The organism is Nostoc sp., assembly GCF_036917465.1.
Classification (GTDB): domain Bacteria; phylum Cyanobacteriota; class Cyanobacteriia; order Cyanobacteriales; family Nostocaceae; genus Nostoc.
On sequence record NZ_JBALDL010000006.1, the window covers coordinates 15,953 to 32,830 of the forward strand.

The following is a 16,878-nucleotide window of genomic DNA, read 5'->3' on the forward strand; positions in this document are numbered from 1 at the left end:
CACACCAGAGTCTTCCAGCACAGTCCCCAACTCGACAACATACCATTGCATATTTAGAGATTATGTGTCGGATGCACAAGAAGTAGAACGTTTTAGCGATGTCTACGACGGGCTATTCGGCATCGCCCTCACTCGACAATAAACTAGGCGATCGCATTAAACCGTCCAATTCTCAATTAACAATCCCGATACTTTGCCCAAATCGCTATGATTGCGCGTTAATAAAACTAATTTGCGAGATAGTGCGACACCAAATAGCCCGTCGTAAACATTGCCCTAAATCGACAACACGCCACTGTATATTCATAGTTCGCTCTTAGCGGCTTGTCGTTCGCGCAGCATCTCCGTCAGGAGATGGCATCGCCTCTAACTCAGGAATGCTTTCAGTTTCGTAGTTTTCAATTAAAACACCGATAACTTCCATTAGAGACGCAAGCGGATGGATTTCGTCTTCACCAACTTGATCGATGAGACAATCGAGGATCTCAACCAAGTGTTCATATTCCTCTTCTGTGTGCGGAACAAAGACGTTTTCGCCAATGGATGACCAAGCAGTGATGGTTTTATCTAGGTTGAAGCTTTGCATTATTCCTTCCACTTTCCCATATCATATTCTGAATGCGTTAATACAGCCCGAATGTAGACTTTTCGGCGGTTGTAATGAATTGCAGCAATCAGTCTGACTTTGTTAGCACCAATATTAAACACTGCCAATTTACCGACTTGATCTGCTGATGGAAACATTTCACGGAGTTCCACAAATGAGGCAAACTCATTTCCCTTAACCAATTGATACCACTGAGCCAAGGCATTATTTGTATCTGGATAAAGTTTAGCAAATTCATTTAGCCGTTTACGAGTAATAACGTGCATCTAAAAACTCTTAATGTTTTAATAAATCTGTCATCTATATAATTCACCTGCGATCGCTAATCTTATATTCTGATCATCGCGCCAACTTTACAACATTTAGAGAACGACGGGCTATTTGTTGTCGCATTTACTCGACAACTAGGTTGCGATCGCATTAAACCGTCCAATCCTCAATTAACAATCCCGGTACTTTGCCCAAATCCCGATGATTGCGCGTTAATAAAACTAATTTACGTGATAGTGCGTCGCTGAATAGCCCGTTGTAGCGATCGCAGTAACATTCCCTATCATCCTACGCAGATAACTTTGCAGACTTAATTGATCGCTTCTATGCTTCGGCTTCAACACCTTGTTGTACTGATGATTCTAAAACTTTTGTATGCTGCTCTTTGTACTGAATAAGATGGGGATATTGCTTCTAAAGTTCAATGTAGTAATTGCACCAACTTATCAGGGTTATGTCCATTTTGCTGAGATATTATGTGGCGAATTTTACGTATTTGGTTGAACGTATAACCTCAGCATAACGTTCAGCCGTCGAATATACCCAGACTTGTTGGCATTTGCCAAGTGGCGACAATTCCAAGTCAATAGAAAATCACATTTATGATACGAAGCCAGGGCAAGATGTAGTCCATCTCCACTTTTTTTACAGTGAATTAATAAATATATTATATAGAAAGTCTGTTTATGAGTAATCATCACAAACAGACTTGACTTTTTCACCTTTCTAATTAAGCTTGCTCCCAAAGTTGACGGACATAATCAGGTAGCCAGCTAGCAATTTCTTGAATCCGCTCTTGGGAAAGTTCGTCTTTGGTGGCAGAAAATACTGCTTTAACCGCTTGCTCTCGCTCAACCGATCGCGGCATTCCACTTTCGTTAGCAACTCGGAACAAGAAGCGATCGGAATCGATATTGAAAATACCTGGGCCTTTCCAGGGTGGACGAACCCGGCTCAAAAATCCCACAATTGGATTAGTATCTTTCCACAAATCAGACACTTCAAACTGGAGCGCTTTCTCATCTGTAGGTATAGCCTCTGTATGCAGTTCTGCCTCAACGCGATCGCTCGCTTCTGTTGTCATTAAATCGCGCATGACGCGAAACACAACTTCGGTAAAGTCTCTTGCATCATAGGGATCTGCGAATCCGGCTTTGACCTGGACTTTTTCTAGGAACGAGCGATGTTCATCTGCGATCGCAGTTCGAGTATCTTCTATCTCTGTTGGATCAACTTCTGGAATATTTTTTCTAAAACTTTGATCTGGCATTGTTTTTTGTTGTGGTTATTAATTTTGAGTCTTTATGCTTACTTTATGTAAGATCGCACAAATCAAAAACCCTTGGAATCTTCCAGAAGTTTGAGATGACAACTATTCAAAAGTTAGAAATTTATCCGATCTGCTTACAGTAGCAAGGTCATGGTTAAGGGTAAGCGATTTTCTTTCATTTAACACAGCAATTACCGTTCGTAGACATTGCCCATTGGTGTCGAAAAACAGTCACAATAAATAAGTTGGTATAAAAGCAGCCGAAACAGATCCTATTGCTTTTAACCTTTTGAGTTTTTCAACAGTAATTGACAACCACATAAAAACGGGTTTGGATTTTCTATCCGATTGTCCGCAAGCACTTCAATAGTCAGCTTACTGTTGTAAATTAATTCGTCATAATCCATCAACCCATCCCACTTGATTTTGCCAGTCGGGAAACCTAGTTGTGAACTACCATCAGCTATTAACTCTTGCCATTTTTGAATCTCTGGATCTTGCGATTTGCAGTAATCGAGAATGGCAATTAATGCACCAGGCTGGATTTCTTTAAGAGCAAGAACTGGATCTTCAACGACACAGAGGGTAAATCCTGACGCTGCTGCATCAAAGCTATTATCAGGAAAATTAAGATTGCAGAGATCCGATACTTTGAAAGTGATGTCTGCGGATACGTGCTTCATCCAGCATCTTTTCAGAAAGATCGATACCCACAACATTTATTCCTACCGGGTAAGCTGAAAGATTAAGACCTGTTCCTACCGCAGCATCTAGCACAGTTTGTCCTGACTGAAGCTGCAAAGAAGCAATGTGCCAGTAACGCTTTATAATCTACTGCCCCGCGATCGGAGGTTTCAATCACCTGATTTATCTGCATCGATTTTTTAACAACAAATAGGACTATTTATTTAACTAAGCTAATCGTCATTAATTTTTCCAGACTGATTCGCTTGTAGTAAGGGCTTCAGCCCTGCTTTTATGCAACTTAAATGCTGATTAGCTTATCTGTGTCAACTGTATGGTGTGTTAATGCCTAAATATTGTATCTTTTACTACTACTGTAAATAACTTGACAATTTCAAAACAGGATCAAATTAAACCACTGCATCAACTTTTAGCTGGAGAGGAATCTGAATGATAAACTCGGTTCCAAATCCCAAAGTTGAGAAGAACTCTAGTTTGCCGCCATGTTTTTCTGTGATGATTTGGTAGCTAATAGACAGACCCATTCCAGTCCCTTTGCCAACGGGTTTGGTGGTGAAAAAAGGATCGAATATTCGTTGCTGAAATTCTTTAGAAATACCGACTCCGTTATCAGCGATCGCAATTTCTAACCATTTTGAATCAACTACAGATGTGCGAATCTTAATTTGACTAGGATTTTCTTCGATCTCTTGATAGGTACGCTTGGTATTATTTTCTTCTAATGCATCAATCGCATTTACTAAGATATTCATAAATACCTGGTTGAGTGGCCCAGCATAGCATTCTACTAGGGGTACATTGCCGTAGTCTTTAATTACCTCAATTTCAGGTTGTTCTGGTTTAGCTTTGAGGCGGTGTTGCAAAATCATCAAAGTACTATCAATGCCCTCATGAATATCAACCCTTTTAAATTCTGCTTCATCGATGCGGGAGAAGTTTCGCAGCGACAGGACAATTTGGCAAATGCGATCGGTTCCTACTTTCATAGAAGACAATATTTTTGGTAAGTCTTCCTGCAAAAACTCTAGATCGATATCTTTAGCAACCGATTGAATTTTAGCCGCAGGGTTAGGATCGTACTGCTGATACAACTGCACAAACGCTAATAAATCCTGGGTATATTCCTGCACATAATCGAGGTTGGCATGAATAAAGTTGACTGGATTATTTATTTCGTGTGCAACTCCAGCAACTAGTTGTCCGAGACTAGACATTTTTTCGCTTTGAATAACTTGAGATTGAGTGCGTTGCAATTCCCTTAATGCATTTTTGAGTTCAGTAGTACGTTCTTCTACTCGATCTTCTAATTTTTCTTTGCTTTTCTCTAAAGCAGTAAACGATTCATGCAGTTGTTCTGCCATGTGGTTGAAAGAGTTAGACAGGGTATTAAGTTCTTGAATACCGCTAATTTCTACTGTCTGAGCTAAATTGCCGGATGACATTGCCTCACTTGCCCAATTTAGGCGCAGAATCGGTCGTACAATCCAATGGGATGTAAACACACCCATTATTGAGGCAATAATCAATGCACCAAAACAAAGTGCAAGCGTGGTGTACGTACTAGTGTTGATTTGCTCCATAAATGTGTCTTCAGGCACACTCACTACCATCAACCAATTTAAGCCATACTTATCACGCCAAGGTGCAACATCGACAAAATGCCTTTTTCCTTGCACCTCAAGTTTAAAATCTGTGTCTTGGGTGATAGAGCCAAACCCATAGGTTTGGAGGTGTTTAGCAATATTTTGTATGATTGGGTCAGAACTATCGATCGCTTTCAATCGCCGGATATCTTGATTGACGAGAAGAAAAGGCTTCTCTGTACCAGAACTGGCGATTAATGTGCCATCCCGCTCCAAAAGCAACACTCGCCCAGAGTGAGTAATATCTAAACTGCGTAAAAAATCGCTGAGTTTCAGCAGGTGAATATCCGTTGCAATCATTCCTAGTAAGCGATTTTGCGAATCATAGATGGGACGACTGGCAGAAACGCCGATATAGGGGCCAGTTGGAAAATTTGCAGTTACAATCTTTCCCCAAATAGGTTTACCAGCAGCGATTGGTTGGATATACCAAGATTCATTGAAATTGTTCCAATTCCAGCGAGCATTAACCTGAGTTCGATTACCTTGATTATCTGTGGCATAAGTGTAGGTATTATTGGGAGGTTTGGCAGTCCAATCGTCAATAGTGATCGTCTTGCCATCATAACGAGCCACTCCTACCCCTTCACCCGTTGTTAGTCCTATACCAATATAAGTTAGGTTATATGCTTGCATCTGATCCCAGAAATATTTCCCCAGGGTTTGGCGATCGCGCACGTCCAATATTCCCCTGCTGATGGCATTTGCATTGATCTGATTAAGGGTTTGCGGAATGGAGAGATAAGACTTCAGGTGTTCATCCACTACCTCGCTGGTACGATCCATTAACTGTTCTGCTAAGTCGTTAACTGCTCTTTGTCCGTTTTTAAAGGACAAATAACCCACTAAACTGACTGCTGCAAAAATTTGGAGCAAGAAGGGAACAACAAGAACAGTCTGCAAGGGGAACGCTTTAGCTTTGTTGGGATAGTGAGTCTTCATTGCTGGAAGTTGGAAGTTGTAGTAATTTGATTTACTTCTATAGTTCCCAAGATGCCCAGAGACTCATCTTTTTTGAACTTTTTTTAAAAAGCTGCTGTAGGGTGTGTTGTCACAAAGTCCAAGGCATGATCATATTAATCTTTCCTGTCAATGCGTAAATTCTATAATCATAAAACCCTTTAACAGAAAAATTTTCAATCCAAAATACTATAAGGTGCGTTGCTCTTTGTCACAACACACCATAATATCGCTTTATGCAATTATTTGGGTTTGACAAAACTTTGAATAATTGCACATATTCTAACTTGTGGCTGCTGGTTTCTTTCCATTCTTGCTGTCCACACTGGCAATGAATGACGGTTCCTCGGTAGTAGGAGTTTGCGAATCGCCTCGCAGTCCCTTACGACGCTGGTTTTTAGGAACTCCTCCTGCCATACCATACTCGAGACTGCTTTTACCATATCGAGTGCCAACTGCCATTAGCATATGTTCTGTCATATCTCCTAACTGGTCTTCTGTATCTAGCATTTCCCGATACAATTTATCCAAGCTAGAAAGGGCGCTGTTATATGTATTTTCTCTAGTTCGCATCGTTTCAATCAGAGTTGAGAAAGCAGGTAAGCTTAGTCCATTGCCTAAATCTAAATTCGGAGCAATTGAGTTTATACCAGCCGCACGACGCACTGCTTTTTCTAACACTAAGGAAGTTCTTTTTCTCCGAGCCATGAGCTACACCTGATAATACAGTACGGTTAACATTATTTACCTTAAAGTATTTCCGTATGAATTCGGCTGAGAGAATTCCGGCAAATCTGCAATAGTTTTTGCTACAAACGCGATCGCTGTCATAAATGCGCGAAATACTGAAATGAGAAAGCAAACTGGGGTTTGAGAAAGTAAAAGCTGCTTTTGCTTGCGGAAAACACCCAAATGAATAAGTCAAAGCTTGTTTTGCTTGCGGAAAACACCCAAATGAGTAAGTCAAAGCTACTTTTGAGTAAGTCAAAGCTTGTTTTGCTTGCGGAAAACACCCAAATGAGAAAGTAAAAGCAGCTTTTGAGTAAGTCAAATGCCGTTTTGCTAACTAAATTCGGCTTTATCTATATTTTTGCGCTGTAATGGCTAGTTGCGATCGCAAAACATACTGCCTAAAGGGAGCAATCCAAACAACCGCAAGAAATTGCTAAAATATGACTAAAGCTCGGTTTTAGGTGAACCGAGCATGGATTGCAATTTTATTTGATGATCTTGTATTAAGGCAAAGGAATTTTACTTGCGAGTTAGGTTAAGCAGTTCTTTAGGAGAAGCAAGTAAATCAATAGCCACGAAATAAATTTGACCTTGAGGATCAAGTAAAAATCGCCAAGCAATGTTCATCCCAACATTACCTCCAAACCAAGGAGTTTCAACTGTACCAGTAATTTTATGCTGTGTATAACCATCTTCGATAGTTTCCGAAACGCCTTTAGTTGGCTTCATCACTAACCCTTGTCCCTCATCTCTTAGGTAAGAAGTGATAGCTTCTCGGCCAACAATTGGTTTTTGAAAAGGTGGTTGCAATGCCCCGTTGTTAGCAAATAAAGCAACAGCAGCTTCAAAGTTATCTGCATTCATCGCTTCAATGTATTTCAGCACTGTTGGCTCTGTAACTCCCTCAATAGTAAATTGGGGACTTAGGGATGTACGCGGGAACTTAAAGTTTATGACTTCTGCCTGTTTTTTATCAGCCAGAGACGGATCAAACCCCATATTTACTACAGTATTGCGTAGTACAGTAATTTGCTGACTCTGATCGATTTTCTGAACAGCTTCTAGCACTGCTTTAACTTGAGTTGACATTTGATAGCCAACTGGCATCGGAGCTACAATACCCTGTTTCATCCACTCTCCTAACTGCCACCAAAATCCTAGCTTGGCGTTGACACCAAAGTATGCATAAGAACGGCTGATAGAAGTGTCAGCATTACTTGCTAAATCTCTCATTAATTGCGTTTGTTCTTCATGAGACATCCGCTTAATATCGTTGAATATACCTTCCATTAATTGGAGATTTGCTTTTCCAGGAGCAGCTGGAGTAATTGTACGACCTAGTTCAGCGTAGGCATACCAAAGAAATGCCAATTGATCATCAATATTGAGTTCAGCAAACATTGCTGTAGTGGCTGGAACCGCATCTGCCACTTGAGTACTAGAGAAAATATTGCGTGCAGACTCGATAGTATAGTTCATGCTTGTTACCTTAAAGATTTACCTGTTGAATAGTTAATTTCGGCTACATTTTGTAGCTTGGAAGATAAATCTAGGGCTTTTTTTTTGAATGACACAATTATCCCTAGATATCTAAATTCAAATCATTATCATTCACTACTCTGGTATCATAGCTGGTAAACGTTAACAAAAGACTAAGATTTATCTAATGAATATCATTGAATTAAATGTATATACTATTATTTTTTAATTTTATAGGTTCCTAATTTTTTTTGAGGAAAATATCTCTATCTAAAGAAAGATATTAATGATTTAGGATTGCTATAGCATCTATAGCAATCCTAAATCATTGGCGAAAATCCCTCTTTATTTTCTCTGTGTTCTCTACGCCACGCTGCGCGAATAAAAATCAAAACGGATTGCTATATCTGCTATAGATTGGCTGAGATATAATTGCTGCAATTAATAATCTACTACTATAGCGGTATACATTTTGGGTGTGTTTTTCACCTTTAGCCAGAAGCCATGCAAAGAGAGGAAAGCTCAATCGTCCAATAAAGTGCAAGATTCTTAACTCTGGCATTAGCAAATAGCACACACGATCCATAACCATGAACACTGCGGCTAAGATTTTAATGCCAAAAGCTGAAATTTTAATCACAACGTTACAGTTACCTTGGATTCCTTGATATAAAATCCCTAAAATCTTATTAATTTAATATACATAGTTATTCAAAATCCTCGCAATTTGATAACATTAAGAATAAGGGCAATGTATTCGATGGGCTAATTCCACGTCACCCTCTTCAGCAGAGAAAGCAGAAACACTATGGCAAAGCGTAAAAAAAGCAATCTCCAGTGGATTAAAGAAACGCTTGAACTAAAACCTGACCATCGCTGGGAATCTCCATCAGGTTACAAAATATTTGTAGCAGATAGAGGCGCTGTTCGCTTCAATGTTCCCCAGGATTGGATTCTTGAGCCACAAGAAAAATCTTTCAAGTTCCTCGATAAAAAACCGCCCAACGATGATTGCTGCCTAGAAGTATCTTTTAATCGCCTGCCACCCAACGACTGGAGTCAGTTTCCACTAAAATCTACTTTGAAGAAAATACTAGAAGACGATAGTCGCAACGTCATTGCTAGGGGAGAAATTGTTACCATCAAGCGCCAAACCGCCAGAATTGTCTGGACAGAGATGAAGTTCATTGACACTCAAGAAGAAGCACGGGAAGCATTTTCACGAACTTGTATTGGTTTGGGTTCAAATGTTCAGTGCTTGATTACATTCGATTATTGGGTAGATCAAGCAGAACAATTAATACCTGTTTGGGATGAAGCTATGCGTAGCCTCACATTAGGATTATATATTCGTGACCCTATGACCGGACTAGCTTTCCCAGACTAAGCACAAAAATAAATCGTCAGCATCAGTCAAATTCAGGCGTAGGCGTAATTCAGTGCAGACATTATATTTGAGGAAATTGTTTTTTGCAGAGTTGGGGTAAATTAATAATACTCCTACTTTCAATATAAGGAATGAGTCTAAATCCACTAACGCAGCTAATTTCAGAACGAGGTTTTGACCGATTTCAATCAGGATTAAGATCGCGTTTTGCTGGTTATGGCTGGAATATACACTGACTTACTGTAAACCTACTGATAATGCAGCTATGCGTCTTGACTTTGAAACTTCATTGCATCTCGGTAGAGTAACGGTTTGGGAGTCAGGAGCTTGTGAGATGGATATTCTTCAAATCTCAACTGGTAACAATGTCTTTGATGAAAGTCACCAGTTCAACAACGAAAAAGAATTTCATCATACTTATCCAAGACTGGTGATTTTTATGCGTGATATGTTGCGACTTCAGTCAGACGATATTTAGTTAAAAATCAGTATAAATAAATACCAAATCTTGGGTTTGTCTTAGTTGCATTTAGCTATAAGGCTTATTTGATTCGGTATCATAGCCATTTTATCTCCCCTTCACCGCAGGATAAACAGCATTTGTGATTCAAACCTTAAAACTCTGACGTTAAAGATTACTTAAGTCATAATTCAATAGTTACTTTTATCACTAGTTCATAGCTGTTTTAACTCATATCCTTATAAACATAAGACATCAACCAGATTAAAGTTTTTTGAACTTTAATCATCCAGTTTACTAAAGGAGATTGAGTTATGAATATCAAACAGATTCTTGCTGGGGTAGCACTTATTTTACCATTTGCTGTTACTTCTATTCCTTCACAAGCATCAGCATTACAGGTTAATATTAATTCCCACGCTATTAATAGACCCGCTCAAATAATAGCAAAAAAACCACCACAAATTAAGCGTTATGCACCACCAGTCAAAAAGAAAGTGTTAGTTCCTGCACATTGGGAAAAAACAAATCATGGTCGCAAGTGGGTTGCAGCTCGTTATATATACAAATAAAAACGTCTAAAATTCCAATCACTTGGGATATAAGAAGGGAAATCTTCTTATCACTTCCCTACTAAATGAAGTAGGAAAAGTGCTAAATGAATGCAAGGCAAATAAAAACTTTTTACTCAACATTTGAGAGATACTTATGAAATTAGCATCATTGACAAATATTTTGGTTGCAGGTGGAATTGCCCTCAGTGCAACTGCAACCATCAATCAGCCAAGTCAAGCCGAAAGTAGGCGAGGATTTTATTGTGACACATCAGGAAACAAACCTGTGACGGTGTACACAAATTCTAGAGGTGTTAGTGAACCTTGGATTCGCTGGACTTCCAATTACTTCAGAGATGCTGGCTACAATAAACTAACGCGCTGTCAAGACGTAAGCCAACGTTTGGACAATTACCGTCGCAACAGAGACTTGAGATTTATTACTGTCGGCAAAATGAACGGACAAAATGTGATTTGTACCGCCAATCAAGTCAATGGACGCTGTGAAAAGTTGATATTGACTCTCAAACCGAATGAAGATGGGGTACAAGCGCTAAATAATCTCTTAGCTTGGCGGCAACCTTTAAGTAAAAGTAATAGAGCGCCTTACGTTGATTTGAGGGAACATCTAGGGATTCCCAAAGAATAAATTACAGCGATTTTCGTGTGCTACATTTGAAGCGGGATAGTAATAAAGTTATAAAGCTATAGTTTAGGTTCTATATGCCTAACTGGTGCGCCAATCTCTGATACAAGCGTATGCCGCCGAGTACTTTAAACTATATCGTTTGATTAGCTCAGTTGGTTTAGAGCGATCGACTCATAATCGATGCGTCACAGGTTCGACTCCTGTATCAAACCCCAGGAAGTTAGCTCAATTGGTTAGAGCAATCGACTCATAATCGATGTGTCGTAGGTTCGATTCCTGCACTTTCACCCAACCCTGTCCGGGTTAAAAGACAATACCCTTCCAAGGTAGCCAATATGGTACGGGAGAAATCCCAAAACGGTTCGAGTCCGTCATTTTCCAAACTCTGCGATGCAAGTGTTCTGCTGTCGGTCATTACTCGTAAGGGTGATGTTCGGTAGCCACAGTCAAGGAGCAAGCGCAACTGCATTTCTCTCTAACTTGAGTATGTCCCTTCGTTTTCTACATCTAGTTTTCCTTCGGGGATTGTGGATTGGCTATCGAACGGCATATTTGAGCGCAGTTCTCTTTTTCTAAATTGCTATTGAGCAGTCTCTTGAAAAGTAACAGCAATCTTAATCCAGCTTTGGAGAAGCTTTTGCCCACACCTAAACTGTAAACACTTGCACTTGCAGAGTAAATAAATCTTTTGCCCGCACCAGAACTGTAAAAACCTGCACTTGCAGAGTAAATAAATCTTTTGTAGTATATAGTAGTACAAAGAGATGAAACCAATCCTTTAGCCTTTGTCTAGAGGGTTCTAAAGCCTAAGAACCTCTAAATGAATTCTGTGTACTCCAGTACTTAAGCTGTGAGACACAGGTGCTATTTGAGTTCAAGCAGGGTTATAAATGTGTTGATCGAATCTTCTTAGCTAGCTTACTTAAGCGATCGCACAAATTATTTATGCAAATTACTATGTGGCAAACATTTTATATCAAACTTAACGAAATCGGCATCTTATATCACCGCAGTGACTTTAAGAAAATTTTGCAGCCTGGAACACACACATATTTTGGTCGGCATTGGCAAGTAAAAATCTCTGACCTCAACCAGCCACAAGCTCAGATTGAAAACCTAGAACTGTTGTTGCGAAGTCACGAAGCCGAACTACAAGAACATTTATTGATTATCAGAACCGCATTCAACCAAGTTGCGTTAGTCCGCTACGGTCAGAATTGGGTAAGCATTGCACCAAATAAATTGATTGCTTTTTGGCGTGGTTTTATTGAGGTAGAGTCTCATCTCTTCAACTTGGAAGAAAGCTTAGAATTACCTAATTCCTTTGTGCAGCAATTACGCTCAGTTACGTTGAATGGAGTGAAGAAGTTCCAAATCTCAGAGTCTGAAATTGGTTTACTATATCTGCAAAACAATTTTGTGCGACCTCTAGAAGCAGGAGAGTATGCTTTTTGGTCGGTAGATAGAGATGTAACAGTCCGAATTCTCAGCCAAATTATCCCTAACCCAGACTTTCCCCTCGAAGATGTACTCATTGAAAAACATCCCGACTTTATAGCTGCCTACTGTGAAGTCGTGCAATTACAGACTTCGCAAGTTGCAATTGTGCGATATCGAGGGAAAGTGATTTCTATTTTGCCACCCACCAGCCGCAAACTATTTTGGCAGGGTGTTGTAGTGGAAATTCTCGATATTAGCGCTGATGCTCAGTTACAGCCTAGCTTAGTGTCTGAGTTAGTTGAGGGTTCAGCAGAAGTGAAATTGCTCAGTCGTAACTGTTTGCATATTTGCCAAGTTCCCGCCCAGCACGTTGGATTAGTATACATTAATCAAGAGTTTCAAGGACAGCGATCGCCAGGGGTACATGCTTGGTGGTTATTTGGCCGCTCCTTTCAAACCGAAGCCATTGACTTGAGACTACAAAATATGGAAGTATCCGGTCAAGACATCCTCTCTAAAGATAAAGTACCTCTGCGGTTAAATTTAACAGCTGGCTTCCGCATACTCGACCCATTGAGGGCAAAAAACGGGTTATCAGATATTTCTGGTTATTTGTACAAAGAATTACAGTTTGCTTTGCGTGGTGCAGTTGGCGAACGCAACTTAGATACTTTATTAGAAGATAAAGGTGCAATTGATAGAAGCATCTCTGAATACATTCGCCAGAAAGCCGCAGACTATGGAATTGAAGTAGATTCTGTAGGTGTGAAAGATATTATTTTACCTGGTGAAATTAAGACTATCTTGAGCAAGGTAGTCGAGGCAGAAAAAACCGCTCAAGCAAACGTAGTCAGACGTAGAGAAGAAACAGCTGCTACCCGCAGTATGCTAAACACTGCCAAAGTGATGGAAGATAACCCCGTCGCCTTGCGTTTGAAGGAACTCGAAGTATTAGAGCGGATTGCAGAGAAGATCGATCGGATTCAAGTTAACGGTAGCTTGGATAGTATTTTAACAGACTTGATTCGGATGAATCCTCAATAAGCAGAGCAAATATTCACCAAAGAGAGCAGGGAAAGAAGAATGTCTCTTCTCTCTCTGCTTACCAATCTATCAACCGCTTTGAAGCATCCAAACTAAAAATCCTAGAATTTGTTCTACAGGTGGAAGGGGATAATCCATCAAGTCAATAGTGACAGTATTCTCTTCCAGTTTCAGGAATCGCCATTGCGTACCACTGCTAATGGAACCATATATTACCGGAACTAGACGATTTTTTGCAGCGTTGAATCTTTGTGCTGCAACCATTTCGGCAATACATTGTCCAAACCCAGTTCTTAAATCAGCTTTTTTTGCTTCGACAATTACAATGCATGGTGCTTCAATTTCTAGCACTTCCGGCGAACGACTCAAAAGGAAATCACACATTCCATTAAGTCCAACTGCCTCATCAACTGTAAAATCTTCCCCAGAGAATAAACTAATTTGTCGATTTAATATTCGTCTAACTTCCAATAATATTGGGTAAATAATTCCTTCTGAACGTGCTTTTTCACTTGCGGAAGAAACAAGTGGTAGGCTTTCTTCAAGATATGCAGTCAGTGTGGCAGATGCTTCGATAGGTTTCGTGACAGGAAGAAATCGCCCACCCTCCTGTGTTTTTAACCCAAAAGCTTCTTTAACTTTACTGATATTTGTAAACTGACTATAAGGCATAATTTCTAATTACTTTACGGATTCACATTCAGTTTAGCGAGTTAGGGCGATGTCTATGACTGGTTCTTGTCTATCGATTCTTATCAACCGAACAACTGTATAGAATAATTAGATGCTGCAAATATATTTACTGAATCGGTGGTGATGACTTCTTAGATGAAGAGTCAAGTTATTTCGTACCGATTCCTGTCGCTTTGGTTGCAATTGTTGATGATAGCCTGGAGGTTAAAGAATTCTGATCGCATGATGGAGGATGCGATCGCCTACCTTGTTGTCGAGTTGGCGTATCACCGATGACTACAATCATCCTCCGCATCTCGCATCTGTGTATATTTACACTCAATTCGCATTAAAATATATACTTGATAGATAAACTCTAATTATGCCGATTCAATGGCATGGGGTAACAGCGATGTCAATTGATGAAGTTGAAAACCAACAAAATAACGATCTAGTTCAAACTGCCACAGACTTAGTAGAAAAACTAGTAAAGGCAAAAGACAAGAAAAAATCTAAAAAATCCAAACGGATGTTTGATGGTAGCACAGAAGTTTTTGCTAAGAAAATTCCCAAAAAGACTTTTGAAACTGAACTAGAGCAACTCCAAATTGAGCTAGTCAAAATGCAATACTGGATTAAGCACACTGGCTATCGGGTTGTCATCATATTTGAAGGGCGCGATGCTGCCGGCAAAGGAGGAGTAATTAAACGCATTGCCGATCCACTCAATCCTCGTGGCTGTCGTGTAGTGGCTTTGGGAACCCCTTCCGATCGCGAGAAAACTCAGTGGTATTTTCAACGTTACGTGCAACATCTTCCGACAGCCGGCGAAATTGTCCTCTTCGATCGCAGTTGGTACAACCGAGCCGGAGTTGAACGGGTGATGGGTTTTTGTACCGAAGCAGAATATCAAGAATTCATGCAATCTTGCCCGGAATTTGAACGAATGCTGGTGCGATCGGGCATTGTTTTAATTAAATATTGGTTCTCGGTGAGCGATGATGAACAAGAAAAACGCTTTCTCTCTCGCAGTCACGATCCTGCAAGGCGCTGGAAACTCAGCCCAATGGATTTGGAATCACGCGATCGCTGGGTAGAATTCTCCAAAGCCAAAGATACGATGTTTGCGTACACGAATATTCCAGAAGCGCCCTGGTTTACGATTGAAGCAGATGATAAAAAACGGGCGCGGCTCAACTGCATTCATCATTTGTTGAGCAAAGTTCCTTACGAAGATATGACACCTCCCCCCTTAGAGCTTCCGTCTAGACCTGTGGCAGAGGATTATCTTCGCGCCCCCCGCAATGAGCAGTTCTTTGTCCCTCAAGTGTATTGAGCTACAACTTCTCGCTAATAATGACAGTAAACAAGCTGAAGGTTGGTTTCTCAGTGATTTTAGTAGCTTAGAGGGTATCTATTTCTTTAGATTCAGTTGCGATCGCATTATCGATGGCGGAAATTTATCGCGGCGTTGTTTTTGAGTAAATGAGCTCTGGCTTTTTGCAACAAAGCACCCTACATTAAAGATGCGATCGCATTACGACTGTGGACACACATCAAATACCAGTTGTGAACGATAGAAACACACATCAAACTCCAAAAAGAAGTTCATACGTCCTAGCAACAAAGGTACATCATTAGACAAACTCTACGCAAAAACTAACCGAACAAGCTCAAACGATCCAATCTGAGCAGATACAAGCAAACCTCTTGCTTCAACAGGAGCCAAATTACCAGCCAACGTTACAGAAACCGTTTGTTCTTCCCAAATTGCGCCTAGTTGAATACCAATACTATATGGCAGAACGCTAACGCTTGCTCCAGTATCTAACAAGCCTGAAACGTCTACTGATGAGTTACGATAGGTTAATATTAATGGTAACTTTGGCGGGGAAAGCTTTTCAGCCTTCACCGTAGCGCCATAATTCGAGTTGTTGACGATGTGTTTTACTTTCTTGCGGAACGCTTTGTAGTTATCCACTGAGGGAGTACTTTTGAACTTTCCGTTTTTCTGGACTTTAAAGTTCCAGCCGAGGAAATCAAACCCATCTGTCGCGGCGGTGACTTTGGTCTTCTTTTGGCTTACTTGCATTCCGCGTTTACGGAGGAACTCGCCGATTCTTTCAAGTATCTTTATCGCATCATCTTTGGGTCGGAGTATAATAACCATGTCATCCGCGTATCGGACTGATGGTTCTTTGATTCTTCCTTGGTTGTCCTTGGGTTGATGAATACTCTCAATTCCGTTGAGTGCGATGTTTGCTAATAATGGGCTGACCACTCCCCCTTGAGGTGTACCCTGTTCGGGGAATTCTGGGTTTACTCCTGCCTTGAGGCATCGGAAGATACCGAGTTTTAAGCCTTTAGGGGCGATGAGTTCGTCCATTATTGCTGAGTGGTTAATCCTGTCGAAGCACTTTTCAATATCGAGTTCTATAACTCGTTTCTCTGTTCCGTTGCAGGAAGAGCGTAGGTTGTTGTAGATGTATCGTTGTGCATCGTGAGCAGAGCGCCCTGTTCTAAACCCGTAGCTCCTAGCGTGGAAAGTAGCTTCATGTGCTGGTTCTAGTGCATATTTTGCAAGGCATTGCCAAGCTCTATCCGCTATGGTTGGTATCTTAAGCATTCTGGTAGTCCCATCCTTTTTAGGAATTGGGTTTTCCCTTAGTCCTTGATGTTTCCAATTTCCACTATTCACTTTGAGTAGTTCTTCTAAATTGAAGCGTTCCTCGAACGAGAGGGATTTCTTACCATCAATACCAGCCGTCTTTTTGCCAGCATTTAGCTGAGATACTTGTCTTATTGCAAGAAATCGAGCCGAGGTTGATTTTAGAATAAGCTTCTGAAGTGACCTAGCTTTCCGCTTGTCGCCAACTTGAACAGCTTTAAATACGCGCTTTTGAAGGCGAAAGAGAGTCTTGCGGAATTTCTTCCACGGTAGCCCTTTCCAAGATTCACTAGTTTTTACACTGTGTCTAATCATTCTCTTCTCTGGTTTGTATTTTC

At 40.4% G+C, this 16,878-nt stretch carries 17 protein-coding genes, 2 tRNA genes and 1 pseudogene; 9 read left to right on the top strand and 11 right to left on the bottom strand.

Annotated features, from left to right (window positions below; all coding sequences use genetic code 11):
* Window positions 1–316: 316 nt before the first annotated feature.
* The 8 genes and pseudogenes from V7K38_RS01325 to V7K38_RS29515 all read right to left on the bottom strand — a co-directional run bounded on the left by V7K38_RS01325 (window position 317) and on the right by V7K38_RS29515 (window position 8,306).
* The gene (locus V7K38_RS01325) at window positions 317–586 is read right to left on the bottom strand and encodes a hypothetical protein (RefSeq protein WP_334854915.1); all 270 of its coding nucleotides are present in this window, start codon (window positions 584–586) and stop codon (window positions 317–319) included.
* The gene (locus V7K38_RS01330) at window positions 586–873 is read right to left on the bottom strand and encodes a type II toxin-antitoxin system HigB family toxin (RefSeq protein ID WP_334854916.1); all 288 of its coding nucleotides are present in this window, start codon (window positions 871–873) and stop codon (window positions 586–588) included. Before V7K38_RS01330 ends, V7K38_RS01325 begins: the two co-directional genes overlap by 1 nt.
* Window positions 874–1,607: 734 nt before the next feature.
* Entirely contained in the window at window positions 1,608–2,147 is a 540-nt protein-coding gene (locus tag V7K38_RS01335; protein WP_334854917.1) for a DUF2267 domain-containing protein, read from the bottom strand.
* Between the two features lie 281 nt (window positions 2,148–2,428).
* Window positions 2,429–2,924, bottom strand: a pseudogene (locus V7K38_RS01340) (class I SAM-dependent methyltransferase).
* Window positions 2,925–3,241: 317 nt separating this feature from the next.
* Window positions 3,242–5,437 (bottom strand): sensor histidine kinase, encoded by a 2,196-nt coding sequence (locus V7K38_RS01350; protein WP_334854920.1) that lies wholly within the window; start codon window positions 5,435–5,437, stop codon window positions 3,242–3,244.
* A gap of 300 nt (window positions 5,438–5,737) precedes the next feature.
* Complete coding sequence (locus tag V7K38_RS01355; protein ID WP_334854921.1) at window positions 5,738–6,163, bottom strand: hypothetical protein; 426 nt, start codon at window positions 6,161–6,163, stop codon at window positions 5,738–5,740.
* 543 nt (window positions 6,164–6,706) lie between these two features.
* Window positions 6,707–7,666, bottom strand: coding sequence for an orange carotenoid protein N-terminal domain-containing protein (locus V7K38_RS01360; protein ID WP_334854922.1), 960 nt, complete (start codon window positions 7,664–7,666; stop codon window positions 6,707–6,709).
* Window positions 7,667–8,054: 388 nt separating this feature from the next.
* Window positions 8,055–8,306, bottom strand: coding sequence for a TraX family protein (locus tag V7K38_RS29515; RefSeq protein WP_442940736.1), 252 nt, complete (start codon window positions 8,304–8,306; stop codon window positions 8,055–8,057).
* Between the two features lie 168 nt (window positions 8,307–8,474).
* On the opposite strand from V7K38_RS29515, the gene V7K38_RS01365 reads away from it, so the two are divergent.
* From V7K38_RS01365 to V7K38_RS01395, 7 genes are all read left to right on the top strand, one after another.
* Window positions 8,475–9,053 carry a hypothetical protein gene (locus tag V7K38_RS01365; RefSeq protein ID WP_334854923.1) on the top strand — a complete coding sequence of 193 codons (579 nt, stop codon included), beginning with the start codon at window positions 8,475–8,477 and terminating at the stop codon, window positions 9,051–9,053.
* A 265-nt stretch (window positions 9,054–9,318) separates the two neighbouring features.
* Entirely contained in the window at window positions 9,319–9,531 is a 213-nt protein-coding gene (locus V7K38_RS01370) for an immunity protein TriTu family protein (protein ID WP_334854924.1), read from the top strand.
* A 296-nt stretch (window positions 9,532–9,827) separates the two neighbouring features.
* Window positions 9,828–10,085, top strand: coding sequence for a hypothetical protein (locus tag V7K38_RS01375; RefSeq protein WP_334854925.1), 258 nt, complete (start codon window positions 9,828–9,830; stop codon window positions 10,083–10,085).
* Window positions 10,086–10,221: 136 nt separating this feature from the next.
* Window positions 10,222–10,716, top strand: a complete 495-nt coding sequence (locus tag V7K38_RS01380; protein WP_334854926.1) for a COP23 domain-containing protein — start codon at window positions 10,222–10,224, stop codon at window positions 10,714–10,716.
* 137 nt (window positions 10,717–10,853) lie between these two features.
* Window positions 10,854–10,931 (top strand) — tRNA-Met (locus tag V7K38_RS01385).
* Window positions 10,931–11,007, top strand: a tRNA-Met gene (locus V7K38_RS01390). Before V7K38_RS01385 ends, V7K38_RS01390 begins: the two co-directional genes overlap by 1 nt.
* Before the next feature lie 666 nt (window positions 11,008–11,673).
* Window positions 11,674–13,200, top strand: coding sequence for a slipin family protein (locus V7K38_RS01395; protein WP_334855049.1), 1,527 nt, complete (start codon window positions 11,674–11,676; stop codon window positions 13,198–13,200).
* 69 nt (window positions 13,201–13,269) lie between these two features.
* On the opposite strand, the gene V7K38_RS01400 is transcribed toward V7K38_RS01395, so the two are convergent.
* Window positions 13,270–13,872, bottom strand: coding sequence for a hypothetical protein (locus V7K38_RS01400; RefSeq protein ID WP_334854927.1), 603 nt, complete (start codon window positions 13,870–13,872; stop codon window positions 13,270–13,272).
* A gap of 169 nt (window positions 13,873–14,041) precedes the next feature.
* On the bottom strand, window positions 14,042–14,188 hold the full coding sequence (locus V7K38_RS01405; RefSeq protein WP_334854928.1) for a hypothetical protein: 147 nt from the start codon (window positions 14,186–14,188) through the stop codon (window positions 14,042–14,044).
* A gap of 66 nt (window positions 14,189–14,254) precedes the next feature.
* Between V7K38_RS01405 and ppk2 the strand changes: the two genes are divergently transcribed.
* A complete protein-coding gene (gene ppk2, locus V7K38_RS01410) occupies window positions 14,255–15,208 on the top strand; it encodes a polyphosphate kinase 2 (protein WP_334854929.1) in 954 nt (317 codons plus the stop codon).
* The gene (locus tag V7K38_RS01415; RefSeq protein ID WP_334854931.1) at window positions 15,177–15,353 is read left to right on the top strand and encodes a hypothetical protein; all 177 of its coding nucleotides are present in this window, start codon (window positions 15,177–15,179) and stop codon (window positions 15,351–15,353) included. Before ppk2 ends, V7K38_RS01415 begins: the two co-directional genes overlap by 32 nt.
* 167 nt (window positions 15,354–15,520) lie before the next feature.
* On the opposite strand, the gene V7K38_RS01420 is transcribed toward V7K38_RS01415, so the two are convergent.
* A complete protein-coding gene (locus V7K38_RS01420; protein ID WP_334854932.1) occupies window positions 15,521–16,855 on the bottom strand; it encodes a reverse transcriptase domain-containing protein in 1,335 nt (444 codons plus the stop codon).
* Window positions 16,856–16,878: the final 23 nt, after the last annotated feature.